The following is a 16,843-nucleotide window of genomic DNA, read 5'->3' on the forward strand; positions in this document are numbered from 1 at the left end:
TGTGAGCCGGATCACTACCAATGGGTAGCGAAACCCGCGTAATGATCCGGCCCCACCCCTGTCTCTCGTGTGACGGCAGACGCGTCACACGAGAGACGGAGGGGGCCCACGATGGCCGACGCAGGCGCGAAGAGCGCGGTGGAGTGGCTGGCTTCGGTAGCGGACGACCCGCGGGGGTGCAGGTGGGAGTGGGAGCGCAGCGCGCTCGGGGTGGCGCTGCTGCCCGCCGGGCGGCAGTGGGACGTGCTGATCCTGCCCGGCAGGATCGGCTATCCCACGCTCGACGTGCTGACCCGGCTGATGGGCCGGACCGGCCCGGTGCTCGCCGACTTCGGCGACGCCCGGATGGGGTTCTTCGTGCCGCCGGGCACCGCCGCCCGCTGGCTCGGCACCGGGGTGCGGGGGGCCGGGCGCGGCACCTGGATCGTGGTGCCCTACCCCGGCCGGCCGACCGGGGGAGTGCGCTGGCTGGTCCCCCCGGACGGCTCCGGGCACCTCACCGACCCGGTGGTGCTGGAACTGGCGATGCACGAGGCGGCCGCCCAGCTCGCCGGTGGGTAGGTCCCGGGCCCTCCGGCCCGGCCCGGGTGCTTGTGGCAGCCCGCCGCCCGTGGCGACACTGGCGGCAGACGACGACGGAAGGGTTCACCCCGTGACGACCTCGCACCTCACCCACTGGATCGCCGGCCGCCCCTGGACGGGCACCGCCGAGCGGCACGGCGACGTCTACGACCCGGCCACCGGCCGCATCACCGCGCAGGTGGACTTCGCCGGACCCGAGGTCGTGGACGAGGCGGTCGGCGCCGCCGTCGACGCCTTCCGCGAGTGGCGGAACACCTCCGTCGCCAAGCGCACCGGAGTGCTCTTCGCCTTCCGCGAGCTGCTCAACGCCCGCCGCGACGAACTGGCCGCGCTGATCGTCTCCGAGCACGGCAAGGTGCACTCCGACGCGCTCGGCGAGGTGGCCCGCGGCCTCGAAGTCGTCGAGTATGCCTGCGGCATCCCGCAGCTGGCCAAGGGCAGCTACACCGAGCAGGCGTCCACCGGCGTCGACGTCTACTCGCTGCGCCAGCCGCTCGGCCCGGTCGCGATCATCTCGCCCTTCAACTTCCCCGCCATGGTGCCGATGTGGTTCTTCCCGCTCGCCATCGCCACCGGCAACACGGTGGTCGTCAAGCCGTCGGAGAAGGACCCGTCCGCCGCGAACTTCCTCGCCGGGCTGTGGCGCGAAGCCGGGCTGCCCGACGGGGTGTTCAACGTCGTGCACGGCGACAAGGCGGCCGTCGACCGGCTGCTGGAGCACCCCGACATCAAGGCGGTCTCCTTCGTCGGCTCCACCCCCGTCGCCCGCCACGTCTACGAGACCGGCACCCGCCACGGCAAGCGCGTCCAGGCCCTGGGCGGCGCCAAGAACCACATGCTGGTGCTGCCCGACGCCGACCTGGACCTCGCCGCCGACGCGGCCGTCAACGCCGGCTACGGCGCCGCGGGCGAGCGCTGCATGGCGGTGTCCGTGCTGGTCGCGGTCGACCCGGTCGGCGACGACCTGGTGGCGCGGATCAAGCAGCGCATCGCCACCCTCACCGTCGGCCCCGGCTCGGCGCCCGGCTCGGCGATGGGCCCGCTCGTCACCGGCGCGCACCGCGACAAGGTCACCGCCTACCTCGACGCCGGCACCGCCGACGGCGCCGTCCTCGCCACCGACGGCCGCAAGCACGCGATCGACGGCGACCCCGGCGGCTTCTGGCTCGGCCCGACCCTCTTCGACCACGTCCGCCCGGGCATGTCCGTGTACGACGACGAGATCTTCGGCCCGGTGCTCTCCGTGGTCCGCGTGCCCAGCTACGACGCGGGCCTGGCGCTGATCAACGCCAACCCGTACGGGAACGGCACCGCGCTGTTCACCTGCGACGGCGGCGCCGCCCGGCGCTTCCAGCACGAGGTGGAGGTGGGCATGGTCGGCATCAACGTGCCGATCCCGGTGCCGGTCGCGTACTACTCCTTCGGCGGATGGAAGTCCTCGCTGTTCGGCGACGCGCACGCCTACGGCGAGGACGGGGTGCGGTTCTTCACCCGCGGCAAGGCGGTCACGCAGCGGTGGCCCGACCCTTCGCACGCGGGCCTGAACCTGGGCTTCCCGACCAACTCCTGACCCCCTGCCGACCCCGCGGGCGCCGCTCAGACCCCGTCGCGGCCCCCGCGGGCGCCGTCCTCCGTGGCGTCGCCGCCCGTGCCGTCCCCGCCCGCATCCCCGTCCGCCTCCTCGTCGCTGCCGCCGCCGCGGCCGGCCGCCCCCGGCACCAGCCGCGCGGCCGCCGCGGCCGACAGCAGCGCCACCGCCAGGCACCAGCTCGCCAGCACGTCCAGCGGCCAGTGGTAGTCGCACCACACCAGCGCCACGCCCACCAGCAGCGCCAGCAGCACGGTGCCCGCGGCCAGCAGCGCGCGCACCGCCGTACGGCGGACGAACGGCAGCAGCACCAGCGCGGCCAGCCCGAACGCCATGGAGGACGTCGCGGTGTGCCCGGAGGGGAAGTAGCCGTAGTTCGGGTCGGCGTGCACCCGGCCCGGCGCCGGGCGGTCCACCCCCGACTTCACCGCACCCACCAGCACCGGCAGCAGGCACATCGCCAGCGCCGCCGCGCCCGGCGGCACCCACCAGCGCGGCAGCCCCGCCCGGCGCCCCAGACGGGCGGCCAGGACCAGGGCGACCAGCAGCACCGGCACGGCCACCGCGATGTCGCCGAGGTCGCACAGCAGATGGGCGAGCCCGTCGTAGCCGGGATGCGCGGCGGCCGTGCGCCGTACGTCGCGCAGCAGCCGCCCGTCGTCGGCGACCAGCCGGCCGCCGGCCGACACCTGCCAGGTCAGCAGGCAGAAGGCGGTGACGGCGAGCGCGAAGACGGTGAGCAGCGCGAAGAGCGCCCGGAAAGGAGTCAGCCGCCCCGGAACAGGGGGGAGAGTTCCGGGGCGGCCAGGGCGATCGCCGTACCGTCCGTCCCGGGGGGTTTGGGACGAACGGCCAGCCGATCGGCGAGGATTGCCGGAGCCAAAGGTCCCGGCTGCTTCGTGCGCGAGGGCACTGCTGCGCCGGTGATGGGGATTCATCGGCGCGGTGTCGCCCGCGGCCTCCTCGCTGGGATTCGGCCACGTGCGGGGTGTTCCTCGGAAACCGTACGTCACAGGCGGCTCATCAGGGTCGTCGATCACCCGTCCGCCATCAGGCTCGCACACCTTCTTCACGACCCCGTCCCCCGTGTCGCACGGTTCACATCCGTCACACGGACCGCCTGGTTCACACGCCGGCGAGGGCCTCCTCGATGATGTCCAAGCCCTCGTTCAACAGATCCTCGCCGATCACCAGGGGCGGCAGGAAGCGCAACACGTTCCCGTAGGTGCCGCACGTCAGCACGACCAGGCCGGCCGCGTGACACGCCTTGGCGACCGCGCCGGTCACCGCCGGGTTCGGCTCCTTCGTGCCCGGCTGCACCAGCTCGACCGCGATCATCGCACCCCGGCCGCGCACCTCCCCGATCACCGGGAACTTCTCCTGCATCGCCCGCAGCCGCGGCGTCATCACCTCGCCGATCCGCCGCGCCCGCGCCGGCAGGTCCAGCTCCCGCATCGTCTCGATCGCGCCGAGCGCGGCCGCGCACGCCACCGGGTTGCCGCCGTAGGTGCCGCCCAGGCCACCGGAGTGCGCCGCGTCCATGATCTCCGCTCGGCCGGTCACCGCCGCCAGCGGCAGCCCGCCCGCGATGCCCTTCGCCGTGGTGATCAGGTCCGGCACCACGCCCTCGTCCTCGCACGCGAACCACTGCCCGGTCCGGCAGAAGCCGGTCTGGATCTCGTCCGCCACGAACACGATGCCGTTGTCCTTCGCGAACTGCGCCATCCGCGGCAGGAAGCCCTTCGCCGGCTCGATGAAGCCGCCCTCGCCCGCGATCGGCTCGATCACGATCGCGGCCACGTGGTCGGCGCCGATCTGCTTGGTGATCATGTCGATCGCCTGCGCCGCGGCCTCCTCCGCCGCGTGCTCGGGCCCGGTCAGCCAGCGGTACCCGTACGCCAGCGGCACCCGGTACACCTCCGGCGCGAACGGCCCGAAGCCCTCCTTGTACGGCATGTTCTTCGCGGTCAGCGCCATCGTGAGGTTGGTCCGGCCGTGGTAGCCGTGGTCGAACACCACCACCGCGGGGCGCTTGGTGTACGACCGGGCGATCTTCACCGCGTTCTCCACCGCCTCGGCGCCGGAGTTGAACAGCGCGGACTTCTTCGCGTGGTCGCCCGGGGTGAGCCGCGCCAGCTCCTCGCACACCTCCACGTAACCCTCGTACGGGGTGACCATGAAGCAGGTGTGGGTGAAGTCGGCGAGCTGCGCCGAGGCGCGCCGCACCACGGCTTCCGCGCTGTTGCCGACCGACGTCACGGCGATGCCCGAGCCGAAGTCGATCAGCCGGTTGCCGTCCACGTCCTCCACGACGCCGCCGCCCGCGCGGGCCACGAACACCGGCAGCGTCACCCCCACCCCGTCGGCCACCGCGGCCGACTTCCGGGCCGCCAACTCCCGCGACTTCGGTCCTGGTACTTCCGTGACGAGCCTGCGCTCCTGCGGCACTTCGGTCATGACGGGCGCTCTCCTTACTTACGCTCTGACGCTGTTACGGCAACGTGGCGACGTCTTCCGTGGTCTTCTGTGGTCTTCCGAGTCCTCCCGGAGAGTAGGCCGGGCCCCGGCGCACCCGCATACGCCGATAGGTAACACTGCCGCCCGCGGTTTCGCCGGTTCGGACAGTGCGGGTGGCGGCGCCGTAATACGCCAAGATCCTTTTGTCGGCGTAGCGGCTCGACTACATTGTGCGCATCGGCGGTGATGGAGGGGCGAGGGGCAGGCACGCGATGGATGCCAAGGACCGCAACACCCAGGGCGCCCCCTACGGCCCGCCCCCTCCGCCGAGGCCCCCGAACACCCCGGTCCGGCGGCCGGCCGTGCCACCGCCCGCACCCGCGCAGGCGCCGCCGCTGTCCGCGGTCGAACGCTGGCTGCGCACCCCGAGGGTGTCCGACGCGCCCGGCATCTACGCCTACGGGCACGTGCCCCGGCCGCCGGACGACCCCGACCGGATGACCGATCGCCGGCTGATCGGGGGAGCGGTGCTCGCGCTGGTGTGCGGGTTACTGCTGTGGTCGCTGATGCGCGACGGCTACATTCCGCTCTGGAAGCGCCCGCTGACCCTGGTCACCCCGGGTACGTGGTGGCACAGCACCCCCCCGTCCCGGCTGGGCCAGTTCGCCGCGGCGCTCTACCAGTGCCTCTGGCTGGCGCTGCTCACCCACTACTTCGCCAGGATCGGCAGCTGGCGGGAGGTGGGCAGGCGCTATCTGCACGAGCCCCGTGCCAGAGCGGCGGCTGCCGCGGTGATCGGCGTGTGCGTGTGGGTGCTGAGCGACAAGAAGTTCCTGCCGCTGATGTCGCTGATCCTGCCGTTCTATCCGCCCTCGTCGTTCCAGCACGGCGAGCAGGCGGCCCTGCGGGTGGAGTACGAGGTTGACGTGATCGTCGCGGTGCTCGTGGCGGTGGTCGCCGCCAGGTACGGGCGCTGGATCGAACTGCTGCGCGGTCGCGGTGCCGTGAGCGGGCAGCAGCCGTACGGCGCCGGGCCCGTGCCGAAGCAGGGCCCCGGCGGCCACGCGGCGCTCCCCGGCCCCGCCGAGTGGTCCGAGTTGCGCCAGGCAGGGTACGGCCTGGTGGCCGACCGGCTGGCGCAGGAGGTGCGGACCGGGCGGATGAACGACGTGGACTGCGTGCGGGTGCGGCAGTCGTGGCAGGCGGTGCACGGGCGGCCCGAGGGCGCGCAGGAGTTCGCGGACGTGGTGCTGCAACTCGGCGGGGCGGCGATGGCGCACCCGTCCGGCCATCGGGACCTGCCGCGGCGGACCGCCGACCACGACCTGCTCGCCGGCCAGGTGCGGATCGGCCGGGGCGTGGAGGACCCGCGTAACGGCTACCAGTACCGCGGCGCGGGTGTCGCCCTCGACCCGGGCGTGCTCGGCACCGGGCTGCTGGCTGTCGGGCCGCCGGGCGCGGACAAGGGCCGGCTGCTCATGCGCCCCGTCGTGGAGTCGCTGTGCCTGCAGGCGCTCGCCGGCCGCGCCGCGGTGGTGGCGGTCGCGGGCGCCGACGTCGACCTCGGCCCGACCGAGTCGTACGACATGGTGGTCTCGCTGGCCGACCCCGGCTCGCCGTGCGGCCTCGATCTGTACGGCGGCACCACCGACCCCGACCTGGCGGCCTGGGTGCTCGCCGAAGCGCTCACCGACGGGCCGGAGAACGAGCAGCGCCGGGCGGCCACGGCGCTCGGCCAACTGCTCGCCCCGTACGCCGCCGCGTACGGCCGGTTCCCCACCGTGCCCGTGCTGCGCGAACTGCTGGAGGGCCTGCCGCATGCCGTCGCCGAGCTGCGCGAGGCGGTCGACGCGGTGGGCATGCCGGGCCTGGTGCGCGAACTCGACGCGCGGGTGCGGCAGAGCGCCCGGCCCGGTGACGTCGGCACCGAACTCGCGGACCGGGTCGGGCTGCTCGACCGGCCCGCGTTCGCCGGGTTCTTCGACGGATCGGGGCAGCGCCCGTCGTTCTCGATGCCCGCGCTGGCCCGGTCGGTGCGGGTCCGGGTCGTGCTGCCCGAGCACGGTCACACCGAGGCGTCCCGGATACTCGTCCGGCTGCTCCTCGCCCAGTTCACCGCCGCGGTCACCGCGCGCCGGGACCGCTCGCTGTTCGCCTGCATCGTGGTCGACGACGCCACCCACGCGCTGTCGGAGGGCACGTTGCGCGCGCTGCCGTCGCTGCGCGGCCTGAACGCGGGCGCGATGTTCGGGCTCAGCTCGCTGGACGCGCTGCCCGAGGGGCTGCGCGGCGCCGTGGTCGGCGCGGTGGGTTGCCGGATGGTGTTCGCCGGGGTCTCACCTCGCGACGGCCGGTTCTTCTCCGAGACGTGGGGCACCATGCGGGTGCAGACCCGCGACATCACCCGGACCCCCGACCAGTCCGGCGGGCTGCCCCGGCGGCTGAGCCGGGGCGTGCGGCGGCTGTTCACCGGCGAGGTCGTCACCACCGAGTCGGTGACCGTCCGTGAGGTGGAGCGGGAGCGCTGGAGCGCCGCCGACCTGGCCCAGCAGGTGCCCGTGGGACACGCGGTGGTGTCGTTGACGACCACCTCGGGAGAGCACGCGCCGCCGGTTCTGGTCGATCTGCGAGCCTGAGCGAGGGTTGAGGTACGGTGCGGGGGAATCCAGGGTGTCGGCGACCGGTCGGCAGATCTCCGTCTCTGAACGGCACCAGGTAGGCATGTCTCTCACGCTCGCGGCGCTCGCGCACCACACGTCCCTCAAGCTCACCGTGCTCGCCGCGGGCGGCCGGCTGGGCGCCGAGGTGCGCTGGGTGCACACCAGCGAGCTGGAGGACCCGGCGCCGTATCTGGAGGGCGGGGAACTGCTGCTCACCACCGGGCTGAAGCTGGACACGGCCGACCCCGAGGCGGTGGCCGGATATGTACGGCGGCTGGCGGCGGCGGGCGTGGTCGGGCTGGGCTTCGGCGTCGGGGTGGGACACGACGAGGTGCCGCGGGCACTGGTCGCGGCGGCGGACGAAGTGGGGCTGCCGCTGCTGGAGGTGCCGCGGGCGACCCCGTTCATCGCGATCAGCAAGGCGGTGTCGGCGGCGGTGGCCGCGGACCAGTACCAGGCGGTGACGGCCGGGTTCGAGGCGCAGCGCGAGCTGACCAGGGCCGCGCTGGCCTCCGACGGCACCGGCGCCCTGCTGGCACGGCTGGCGGCGCACCTGAACGGCTGGGCGGCGCTGTACGACGCGTCCGGCGCGGTGCTGGCCGTGGCGCCGGAGTGGGCGGGCCGCAGGGCCGCGCGGTTGGGCGGCGAGATCGACCGGCTGCGGGCCGTCGCCGCGCCGGCGAGCGCGGCGGTGGCGGGTCCGGCCGGCAGCGAGGACCGGGTCGAACTGCAGTCGCTGGGCACCGGACGGCGCCCGCGCGGCTTCCTCGCGGTCGGCACCGAGGAGCGCCTCGACACCGCCGCGCGCTACGTGGTGCACGCGGCCGTCGCGCTGCTGACGCTCTCGCTGGAACAGTCCCGCGCCCTGGTCGCCGCGCAGGGCCGGCTCTCCGCGGCGCTGCTGCGCATGCTGCTGGCGGGCGAGGCGGCGCACGCCCGGGACACCGCGGGTCCGCTGTACGGCACGCTCCTGGACGCTCCGGTGCGAATGCTCATCGCCGAGTCGAGCGGCGCCTCCGCGGCCGCCGGGCCCGGGCCGGAGACGCCGGAGGTGCCGGACGCGCTGGCCCTGCTCGCCGAGCGCGCGGAGGCCGCGGCCGTCCGCGCCGCCGAGCCCCTGCTGGTCGTCTCCGAGGGCGAGCGGCTGATCGTGCTCGCCGCCGAGGGCGCCGCGGCGCTCACCGCGGCCACCGACCTGGCCGAGGCCGAGGACGGGCTCGCGGCCGGCCTGTCCGGGCCGCTGGACCCCGCCGACGCGCCCACCGCCCGCGGCCAGGCCGAGCGCGCCCTCGCGGTCGCCCGGCGGCGCGGGGTGAACCTGGTCGAGCACGGCGAGGTCGGCGTCGGCTCGGTCGTCCCGCTGCTCGCCGACGACGCGGTGCGGGCCTTCGCCGAGGGGCTGCTGCGGCCGCTGCGGGAGCACGACGCGACGTCGCGCGGGGACCTGGTGGCCTCGCTCGCCGCGTGGCTCGCCCACCACGGCCAGTGGGATGCCGCCGCCGCGGACCTCGGCGTGCACCGGCACACCTTGCGGTACCGGATGCGGCGGGTCGAGGAGATCCTCGGCCGCTCGCTGGACGACCCGGACGTCCGTATGGAGCTGTGGCTCGCCCTCAAAGCGGAAGCGTAGCCAGGCGCCCTGACACCTTGAGGTGCCCGGCCCCGTGGTCGCGGAACCTTGCGGTGAGTGGGTGGGTGGCCGGGCTCTCTGCGGCAGGCGGTCCCTCGACCGGCGGGCCGAGGCACTCCGGCGGCATCGGGGCCCTGGCCAAGTTGTAGCGGAGGGTGGCGGGCGTGCTCCGCCGTGGACAAGGGAGGGGCGCGACGGCGCCGACTACTTTGGTCGCGCATCCGACGAAAGGGCGGGATCACCGTGACCACCACAGGCGCAGCCCCGTACGCGTTCTGGCTTGCCGGCCGCCCGGCCCGCGGCGAGGAGACGTTCGACGTGACCAGCTCGTGGGACGGCGGCCTGGTCGGCCGGGTCAGCGTGCCGGACCAGGACCAGGTCGAGCAGGCCGTCGCCGCGGCGGCCGCGGCGACCGACGCGTTCGCGGCGACCCCCGCCCACGTACGGGCCGCGGCCCTGGACCACGTGGCGAAGCGGCTGGCGGAGCGGGCCGAGGAACTGGCCGCCCTGATCACCGCGGAGAACGGCAAGCCGCTGAAGTGGGCGCGCGGCGAGGTCGGCCGCGCGGTGTCGGTGTTCCGCTGGGCCGCCGAGGAGGCGCGCCGTTTCAACGGCGGCGAGGCGCAGCGGCTGGACACCGACCCGGGCGGCGTCGGCCGGCTCGCGCTGACCCGCCGCTTCCCGCGCGGCCCGGTGCTGGGCATCGCGCCGTTCAACTTCCCGCTGAACCTGGTCGCGCACAAGGTCGCCCCGGCGCTCGCGGTCGGCGCGCCCATCATCCTCAAGCCCGCACCGGCCACCCCGCTGTCGGCGCTGCTGCTCGGCGAACTGCTCGCCGAGACCGAGGGGCTGCCCGAGGGCGCCTGGAGCGTGCTGCCGGTGCCGAACGACCGGATGCCCGAGCTGGTGCGCGACCCGCGGCTGCCGGTGATCTCGTTCACCGGCTCCGACACCGTCGGGTACCAGATCATGGACTCCGTGCCGCGCAAGCACGTCACGCTGGAACTGGGCGGGAACGCCGCGGCGGTCGTGCTCGCGGACTGGTCGAGCGAGCAGGACCTGGAGTGGGCGGCCACCCGGATCGCCACCTTCGCCAACTACCAGGCCGGCCAGTCCTGCATCTCGGTGCAGCGGGTCATCGCCGACGCGGCCGTGTACGACGCGCTCGCCGAGAAGGTCGTCGCCAAGGTGCGCGCCCAGGTCACCGGCGACCCCAACGACGCCGCCACCGACGTCGGCCCGCTGGTCAGCGAGGCCGCCGCCGAGCGCGTCGAGCAGTGGGTGGACGACGCCGTCGGCAAGGGCGCGAAGCTGCTCACCGGCGGCGCCCGGGACGGGGCGACCTACGCGCCGACCGTCCTGGCGGACCTGCCGGGCGACGCGGTGCTGGCCACCGCGGAGGCGTTCGGGCCGGTGCTGTCACTGCACCGGGTCAACGGCGCCGAGGAGGCGTTCGCGGCCGTCAACGACTCCCGGTTCGGCCTGCAGACCGGCGTGTTCACCCATGACCTCCAGATCGCCTTCCGGGCCCACCGGGTCCTGGAGGTCGGCGGTGTGATCATCGGCGACGCGCCGTCCTACCGCGCCGACCAGATGCCGTACGGCGGGGTGAAGGACTCCGGGCACGGCCGCGAGGGCGTGAAGTACGCGATGGACGACTACACCTACGAGCGGGTGCTGGTGCTGACAGGGCTCGACCTGTAGCGCCACCGGGCGCCACCGCGGTACGGCCGCCGTTGACAGCACGTCAGCGGCCCGGCCGTCCTTCTGTGGCTGGTATGCCGGACATGGGGTAGTACGGACACGGAGCACCGGTTCGTAGCCGGCCTACCCGGAGGTGACACACACCGTGTCCGCACCCACCGCAACACGCAACGTCTCAGAACGCGAAGCCCGACAGGTGGCCGAGGCCGCCCGCGAGCAGGACTGGCACAAGCCCAGCTTCGCCAAGGAGCTGTTCCTCGGCCGGTTCCGGCTCGACCTGATCCACCCCCACCCGCTGCCCGCGCCCGAGGCGGTGGCCAAGGGCGAGGCGTTCCTGGCGCAGCTCGGCGACTTCCTGCGCGCCGAGGTGGACAGCGCCCGGATCGAGCGCGACGCGCTGATCCCCGACGAGGTGGTGCGCGGCCTGAAGGAACTGGGCGCGTTCGGCATGAAGATCGACGAGTCCTACGGCGGTCTCGGCCTCACCCAGGTGTACTACAACAAGGCGCTGGCCATGGTCGGTTCGGTGAGCCCCGCGGTCGGCGCGCTGCTGTCGGCCCACCAGTCGATCGGCGTGCCGCAGCCGCTGAAGATGTTCGGCACCCAGGAGCAGAAGGACGCGTTCCTGCCGCGCTGCGCCCGTACCGACATCAGCGCCTTCCTGCTCACCGAGCCGGACGTCGGCTCGGACCCGGCCCGGCTGGCCACCACCGCCGTGCCCGACGGCGACGACTACCTGCTCGACGGCGTCAAGCTGTGGACCACCAACGGCGTCGTCGCCGACCTCCTGGTGGTGATGGCCCGGGTGCCGCGCTCCGAGGGCCACCCGGGCGGCATCAGCGCCTTCGTGGTCGAGGCGGACTCCGAGGGCATCACCGTGGAGAACCGCAACGCCTTCATGGGGCTGCGCGGCATCGAGAACGGCGTCACCCGGCTCCACCAGGTGCGGGTGCCCGCGGCGAACCGGATCGGCCCCGAGGGCGCCGGCCTGAAGATCGCGCTGACCACCCTCAACACCGGCCGGCTCTCGCTGCCCGCGGCCTGTGTCGGCGCGGCCAAGTGGTGCCTGAAGGTGGCCCGTCAGTGGTCGGCGGCCCGCGAGCAGTGGGGCAAGCCGATCGCCGAGCACGAGGCGGTCGGCTCGAAGATCGCGTACATGGCGGCCACCACCTTCGCGCTGGAGGCCGTGGTCGACCTGTCCTCGCAGATGGCCGACGAGGACCGCAACGACATCCGGATCGAGGCCGCGCTCGCCAAGCTCTTCGGCTCCGAGGCGTCCTGGAAGATGGCCGACGAGCTGGTGCAGATCCGCGGCGGCCGCGGCTTCGAGACCGCCGACTCGCTCGCCGCCCGCGGTGAGCGCGCGATTCCCGCCGAGCAGATGCTCCGCGACCTGAGGATCAACCGGATCTTCGAGGGCTCCACCGAGATCATGCACTTGCTGATCGCCCGCGAAGCCGTCGACGCCCACCTGTCGGTCGCCGGCGACCTCATCGACCCCGACAGCACGCTCGCCGACAAGGCCAGGGCGGGCGCCAAGGCCGGCGGGTTCTACGCCCGCTGGCTGCCGAAGCTCGTCGCGGGCCCCGGCCAACTTCCCACCTCCTACGCCGAGTTCGGCGACCTCGCCGGGCATCTGCGGTACATCGAGCGCACCTCCCGCAAGCTCGCCCGCAGCACCTTCTACGCCATGTCCCGCTGGCAGGGCCGGATGGAGCTGAAGCAGAACTTCCTGGCCAGGATCGTGGACATCGGCGCCGAGCTGTTCGCGATGAGCGCGGTGTGCGTGCGCGCCGAGTACCTGGCCGCCGAGGGCGAGCACGGCCCGGCCGCCCGGGGCCTGGCCGACGCGTTCTGCCGCCAGTCCCGGGTCCGGGTGGAGGAGCTCTTCGCCCGGCTGTGGGCCAACACCGACGGCCCCGACCGGCACCTGGCCAAGGCCGTCCTCGACGGCAAGGTCGAGTGGCTGGAGGAGGGCATCGTGGACCCCGTCCGGGACGGGGCGTGGATCGCCGACGCGACCCCCGGGCCGTCCACGGCCGACAACGTACGGCGCCCGGTGCGCTGAACCACCGCGGGTCGGCTCGCCCGCGTGGCGGGCCGGCCGCGGCGGGCGCCGGAGCGGGCCAGGGGCGTCAACCCGCCGCCCCGCACCCGCTCCGCGGCCCCTTCCCACCAGTTCCCACCGGGCCCACGCGCGTCCGGCGCTCTCCACAGCCGCCGGGCGTACCCTGACCACCGCCCCGTGCGGACCACCGCCCCGTGCGGACCGCCGCACCGGCCCGCGCACCGACCACCCGCCGTACACCGCCCGCCACCCGCCGCGACCCCGCCCGACCCGGGCCCGTGCGTGGACAAGGGGCCGGGCAGGACAGAATGACCCCATGACGGACGCTCTCGCAGACCCCCACTACCGCCCGCACGTCCCCGCCGGACCCGACGACGGGCCCCGGGACATCGTGATCCTCGGTTCGACCGGGTCGATCGGCACCCAGGCGATCGACGTGGTGCTGCGCAACCCCGACCGGTTCCGCGTGGTCGCGCTGTCGGCCGCGGGCGGGCGGGTCGCGCTGCTGGCCGAGCAGGCGCACCGGTTGGAGGTGCGCACCGTCGCCGTCGCCGACGAGAAGGCGGTGCCCGCGCTGCGCGAGGCGCTGGCCGAGCGGTACGGCAGCCGGCCGCTGCCGGAGATCCTCGCCGGGCCGCAGGCCGCCACCGAACTCGCCGGCCTGGAGTGCCACTCCGTGCTCAACGGCATCACCGGCTCCATCGGCCTGCGCCCCACGCTCGCCGCGCTGGCCGCCGGCCGGGTGCTGATTCTCGCCAACAAGGAGTCGCTGATCGTCGGCGGGCCGCTGGTGAAGGCGCTCGCCAGGCCCGGCCAGGTGGTGCCGGTCGACTCCGAGCACTCCGCGCTCTTCCAGGCACTGCTGGGCGGCAGCCGGGCCGAGGTCCGCAAGCTGGTGGTCACCGCCTCCGGCGGGCCGTTCCGCGGCCGGACCCGCGCCGAGTTGGCCGGCGTCACCGTCGAGCAGGCCATGGCCCACCCGACCTGGGACATGGGGCCGGTGGTGACGATCAACTCCGCGACCCTGGTCAACAAGGGCCTCGAGGTGATCGAGGCGCACCTGCTCTTCGACGTGCCGTTCGACCGGATCGAGGTCGTCGTCCACCCGCAGTCCTACATCCACTCGATGGTGGAGTTCGCCGACGGCTCCACCCTCGCGCAGGCCAGCCCGCCGGACATGCGGATGCCGATCGCGCTGGGCCTGGGCTGGCCGCACCGGGTGCCGGACGCCGCGCCGGGCGTCGACTGGACGAAAGCGGCCACCTGGGAGTTCTTCCCGCTCGACAACGACGCGTTCCCTTCCGTCGCACTGGCCCGACATGTCGGTAGCCTCGGAGGCACCGCGCCCGCGGTGTTCAACGCCGCCAACGAGGAATGCGTCGAAGCCTTCCGCACCGGCCGGCTGCCGTTCACCGGGATCGTGGACACCGTGGCCAGGGTCGTCGAGGAGCACGGCACGCCGGCGTCGGGAACTCGACTGACGGTCGAGGACGTCCTCGAAGCGGAGACCTGGGCGCGGGCCCGGGCCGGTGAACTGGCGCAAGCAACGGAGGCAGCAGGCGTATGACGGCTCTCATGACGGTCCTCGGCATAGTCGTCTTCGCCGTCGGTCTGATGATCTCCATCGCGTGGCACGAGTTGGGCCACCTGACCTGGGCCAAGATCTTCAAGATCCGCGTACCGCAGTACATGGTCGGCTTCGGCCCCACCTTGTGGTCGCGCAAGAAGGGCGACACCGAGTACGGCTTCAAGGCGATCCCGCTGGGCGGCTACATCCGGATGATCGGCATGTTCCCGCCCGGTGAGGACGGCCGGATCACCGCCCGCTCCACCTCGCCGTGGCGCAGCATGATCGAGGACGCCAGGAGCGCCGCGTACGAGGAGCTCCAACCGGGCGACGAGACGCGGATGTTCTACACGCGCAAGCCGTGGAAGCGCGTCATCGTCATGTTCGCCGGGCCGTTCATGAACCTCGTGCTCGCCGTCGCGCTGTTCCTCACCGTCTTCATGGGCTTCGGCATCAGCATGTCGACCACCGTGGTCGGCCAGGTCAGCGACTGCGTGATCTCGCAGGCCGACACCTCCCACCGCGACGCGAACAACCCGTGCCGCGCCTCCGACCCGGTGGCGCCTGCCAAGACCGCCGGGCTCAAGGCGGGCGACAAGTTCGTGGAGTTCAACGGCAAGCCGGTGAAGAACTGGTCGGAGCTGTCCGAGGACATCCGCAAGGGCGCGGGACCGGCCACCATCGTGGTGCTGCGGCACGGCCAGCGGGTCACCCTGCACCCGGACATCACCACCAACACGGTGGCCAAGACCGACAGCGACGGGAACCCGACCGACGGCAACCCGGTGAAGGCCGGCTTCCTCGGCTTCAGCCCGGCCAGCCACATCCAGCCGCTCGGCTTCGCCGACTCCGTCGACCACATGGGCGACATGGCCAAGCAGGGCGTCGACTCGCTGGTCTCGCTGCCCAAGCGCATCCCCGACCTGTGGAACGCGGCCTTCCACCACGCGCCGCGCAAGGCGGACTCGCCGATGGGCGTGGTCGGCGCGGCCCGGGTCGGCGGCGAGGTCTTCGCGATGAAGGCGCCCGCCATCGACCGGGTGGTGACGATGGTCATGCTCGTGGCCGGCTTCAACCTGTCGCTGTTCCTGTTCAACATGCTCCCGTTGCTGCCGCTGGACGGCGGCCACATCGCGGGCGCGCTGTGGGAGGCGATCCGGCGACACGCCGCCCGGGTCTTCCGCCGTCCCGACCCTGGACCGTTCGACGTGGCCAAGCTCATGCCGATCGCCTATGTCGTGGCCGGAATCTTCGTGTGCTTCACGCTGCTGGTTCTGATCGCGGATGTGGTCAACCCGGTCAAACTGAGTTCGTAATGGCCCGAGCCGGGTGAGAGTCGTGGGCGGGGTGTCGTAATCTCGATGCTGGAGCCCGCCCACGACGGGACCTCGTTCCACACCTTGGGGATGCCACGCAGATGACCGCGATTTCGCTCGGTATGCCGGATGTTCCGACCAAACTCGCCGACCGCCGCAAAAGCCGTCAGATCCAGGTCGGGAGCGTCGCGGTGGGCGGCGATGCGCCGGTCTCCGTGCAGTCGATGACCACCACCCGCACTTCCGATATCGGCGCCACCCTCCAGCAGATCGCCGAGCTGACCGCGTCCGGCTGCCAGATCGTCCGGGTCGCCTGCCCCACCCAGGACGACGCCGACGCGCTCGCCACCATCGCCCGGAAGTCCCAGATCCCGGTCATCGCCGACATCCACTTCCAGCCGAAGTACGTCTTCGCGGCGATCGACGCGGGCTGCGCGGCGGTCCGGGTCAACCCCGGCAACATCAAGCAGTTCGACGACAAGGTCAAGGAGATCGCCAAGGCCGCCTCGGCGGCGGGCGTGCCGATCCGGATCGGCGTCAACGCCGGCTCGCTGGACCGCCGGCTGCTGGAGAAGTACGGCAAGGCCACCCCCGAGGCGCTGGTCGAGTCCGCGCTGTGGGAGGCGTCGCTCTTCGAGGAGCACGACTTCCGCGACATCAAGATCTCCGTGAAGCACAACGACCCGGTGGTCATGGTCAACGCCTACCGGCAGCTCGCGCAGCAGTGCGACTACCCCCTGCACCTCGGCGTCACCGAGGCGGGCCCGGCCTTCCAGGGCACCATCAAGTCCGCGGTCGCCTTCGGCGCGCTGCTCGCCGAGGGCATCGGCGACACCATCCGGGTCTCGCTGTCCGCGCCGCCCGCCGAGGAGGTCAAGGTCGGCATCCAGATCCTGGAGTCGCTGAACCTGCGCCAGCGCCGCCTGGAGATCGTCTCCTGCCCGTCCTGCGGCCGCGCCCAGGTCGACGTCTACAAGCTCGCCGACCAGGTCTCCGCCGGCCTGGACGGCATGGAGGTCCCGCTGCGGGTCGCCGTGATGGGCTGCGTCGTCAACGGCCCCGGCGAGGCCCGCGAGGCCGACCTCGGCGTCGCCTCCGGCAACGGCAAGGGGCAGATCTTCGTCAAGGGCGAGGTCATCAAGACCGTGCCCGAGTCGCAGATCGTCGAGACCCTGATCGAGGAGGCCATGAAGCTGGCCGAGCAGATGGAGGCGGCCGGTGCCGCGTCCGGTGAGCCGCAGGTGAGCGTCTCCTGACCGCACGTCTCCGGC

At 73.2% G+C, this 16,843-nt stretch carries 11 protein-coding genes; 9 read left to right on the forward strand and 2 right to left on the reverse strand.

Features of this window, described 5'->3' with window-relative positions; translation table 11 throughout:
* Positions 1–111 precede the first annotated feature (111 nt).
* Both OG370_RS31090 and OG370_RS31095 read left to right on the forward strand, forming a co-directional pair.
* A complete protein-coding gene (locus OG370_RS31090; protein WP_328470074.1) occupies positions 112–561 on the forward strand; it encodes a hypothetical protein in 450 nt (149 codons plus the stop codon).
* 91 nt (positions 562–652) lie between these two features.
* The gene (locus tag OG370_RS31095; protein WP_328470076.1) at positions 653–2,152 is read left to right on the forward strand and encodes a CoA-acylating methylmalonate-semialdehyde dehydrogenase; all 1,500 of its coding nucleotides are present in this window, start codon (positions 653–655) and stop codon (positions 2,150–2,152) included.
* A gap of 26 nt (positions 2,153–2,178) precedes the next feature.
* On the opposite strand, the gene OG370_RS31100 is transcribed toward OG370_RS31095, so the two are convergent.
* Both OG370_RS31100 and gabT read right to left on the reverse strand, forming a co-directional pair.
* Positions 2,179–2,859: a phosphatase PAP2 family protein gene (locus OG370_RS31100; RefSeq protein WP_328470078.1), complete on the reverse strand. Its 681-nt coding sequence runs from the start codon at positions 2,857–2,859 to the stop codon at positions 2,179–2,181.
* A 436-nt stretch (positions 2,860–3,295) separates the two neighbouring features.
* Positions 3,296–4,627 carry a 4-aminobutyrate--2-oxoglutarate transaminase gene (gabT, locus tag OG370_RS31105; protein WP_328470080.1) on the reverse strand — a complete coding sequence of 444 codons (1,332 nt, stop codon included), beginning with the start codon at positions 4,625–4,627 and terminating at the stop codon, positions 3,296–3,298.
* A gap of 272 nt (positions 4,628–4,899) precedes the next feature.
* On the opposite strand from gabT, the gene OG370_RS31110 reads away from it, so the two are divergent.
* The 7 genes from OG370_RS31110 (at position 4,900) to ispG (ending at position 16,828) form a co-directional block, all read left to right on the forward strand.
* Positions 4,900–7,263, forward strand: a complete 2,364-nt coding sequence (locus OG370_RS31110) for an ATP/GTP-binding protein (protein WP_328470082.1) — start codon at positions 4,900–4,902, stop codon at positions 7,261–7,263.
* An 85-nt stretch (positions 7,264–7,348) separates the two neighbouring features.
* A complete protein-coding gene (locus OG370_RS31115; RefSeq protein ID WP_328470084.1) occupies positions 7,349–8,917 on the forward strand; it encodes a PucR family transcriptional regulator in 1,569 nt (522 codons plus the stop codon).
* A gap of 243 nt (positions 8,918–9,160) precedes the next feature.
* Positions 9,161–10,621 carry an aldehyde dehydrogenase family protein gene (locus tag OG370_RS31120; RefSeq protein WP_328470086.1) on the forward strand — a complete coding sequence of 487 codons (1,461 nt, stop codon included), beginning with the start codon at positions 9,161–9,163 and terminating at the stop codon, positions 10,619–10,621.
* Between the two features lie 145 nt (positions 10,622–10,766).
* Positions 10,767–12,689: an acyl-CoA dehydrogenase family protein gene (locus tag OG370_RS31125; protein WP_328470088.1), complete on the forward strand. Its 1,923-nt coding sequence runs from the start codon at positions 10,767–10,769 to the stop codon at positions 12,687–12,689.
* 316 nt (positions 12,690–13,005) lie between these two features.
* Complete coding sequence (gene dxr / locus OG370_RS31130) at positions 13,006–14,256, forward strand: 1-deoxy-D-xylulose-5-phosphate reductoisomerase (protein WP_328470090.1); 1,251 nt, start codon at positions 13,006–13,008, stop codon at positions 14,254–14,256.
* Positions 14,253–15,572 carry a M50 family metallopeptidase gene (locus tag OG370_RS31135; RefSeq protein ID WP_328470092.1) on the forward strand — a complete coding sequence of 440 codons (1,320 nt, stop codon included), beginning with the start codon at positions 14,253–14,255 and terminating at the stop codon, positions 15,570–15,572. The genes dxr and OG370_RS31135 overlap by 4 nt, the downstream gene beginning before the upstream one ends.
* Positions 15,573–15,673: 101 nt before the next feature.
* Complete coding sequence (gene ispG, locus OG370_RS31140; RefSeq protein ID WP_328470094.1) at positions 15,674–16,828, forward strand: flavodoxin-dependent (E)-4-hydroxy-3-methylbut-2-enyl-diphosphate synthase; 1,155 nt, start codon at positions 15,674–15,676, stop codon at positions 16,826–16,828.
* The last annotated feature ends 15 nt before the right edge of the window (positions 16,829–16,843 follow it).

Source organism: Streptomyces sp. NBC_00448, assembly GCF_036014115.1.
In the GTDB taxonomy this organism is placed as follows: Bacteria; Actinomycetota; Actinomycetes; order Streptomycetales; family Streptomycetaceae; genus Actinacidiphila.

What these genes read in the sequence shown, in the direction of transcription:
- gabT (WP_328470080.1), bottom strand. Translation starts at nt 4,627, where the DNA reads ATGACCGAAGTGCCGCAGGAGCGCAGGCTCGTCACGGAAGTACCAGGA.
- ispG (WP_328470094.1), top strand. Translation starts at nt 15,674, where the DNA reads ATGACCGCGATTTCGCTCGGTATGCCGGATGTTCCGACCAAACTCGCC.
- dxr (WP_328470090.1), top strand. Translation starts at nt 13,006, where the DNA reads ATGACGGACGCTCTCGCAGACCCCCACTACCGCCCGCACGTCCCCGCC.
- OG370_RS31135 (WP_328470092.1), top strand. Translation starts at nt 14,253, where the DNA reads ATGACGGCTCTCATGACGGTCCTCGGCATAGTCGTCTTCGCCGTCGGT.
- OG370_RS31090 (WP_328470074.1), top strand. Translation starts at nt 112, where the DNA reads ATGGCCGACGCAGGCGCGAAGAGCGCGGTGGAGTGGCTGGCTTCGGTA.
- OG370_RS31110 (WP_328470082.1), top strand. Translation starts at nt 4,900, where the DNA reads ATGGATGCCAAGGACCGCAACACCCAGGGCGCCCCCTACGGCCCGCCC.
- OG370_RS31115 (WP_328470084.1), top strand. Translation starts at nt 7,349, where the DNA reads ATGTCTCTCACGCTCGCGGCGCTCGCGCACCACACGTCCCTCAAGCTC.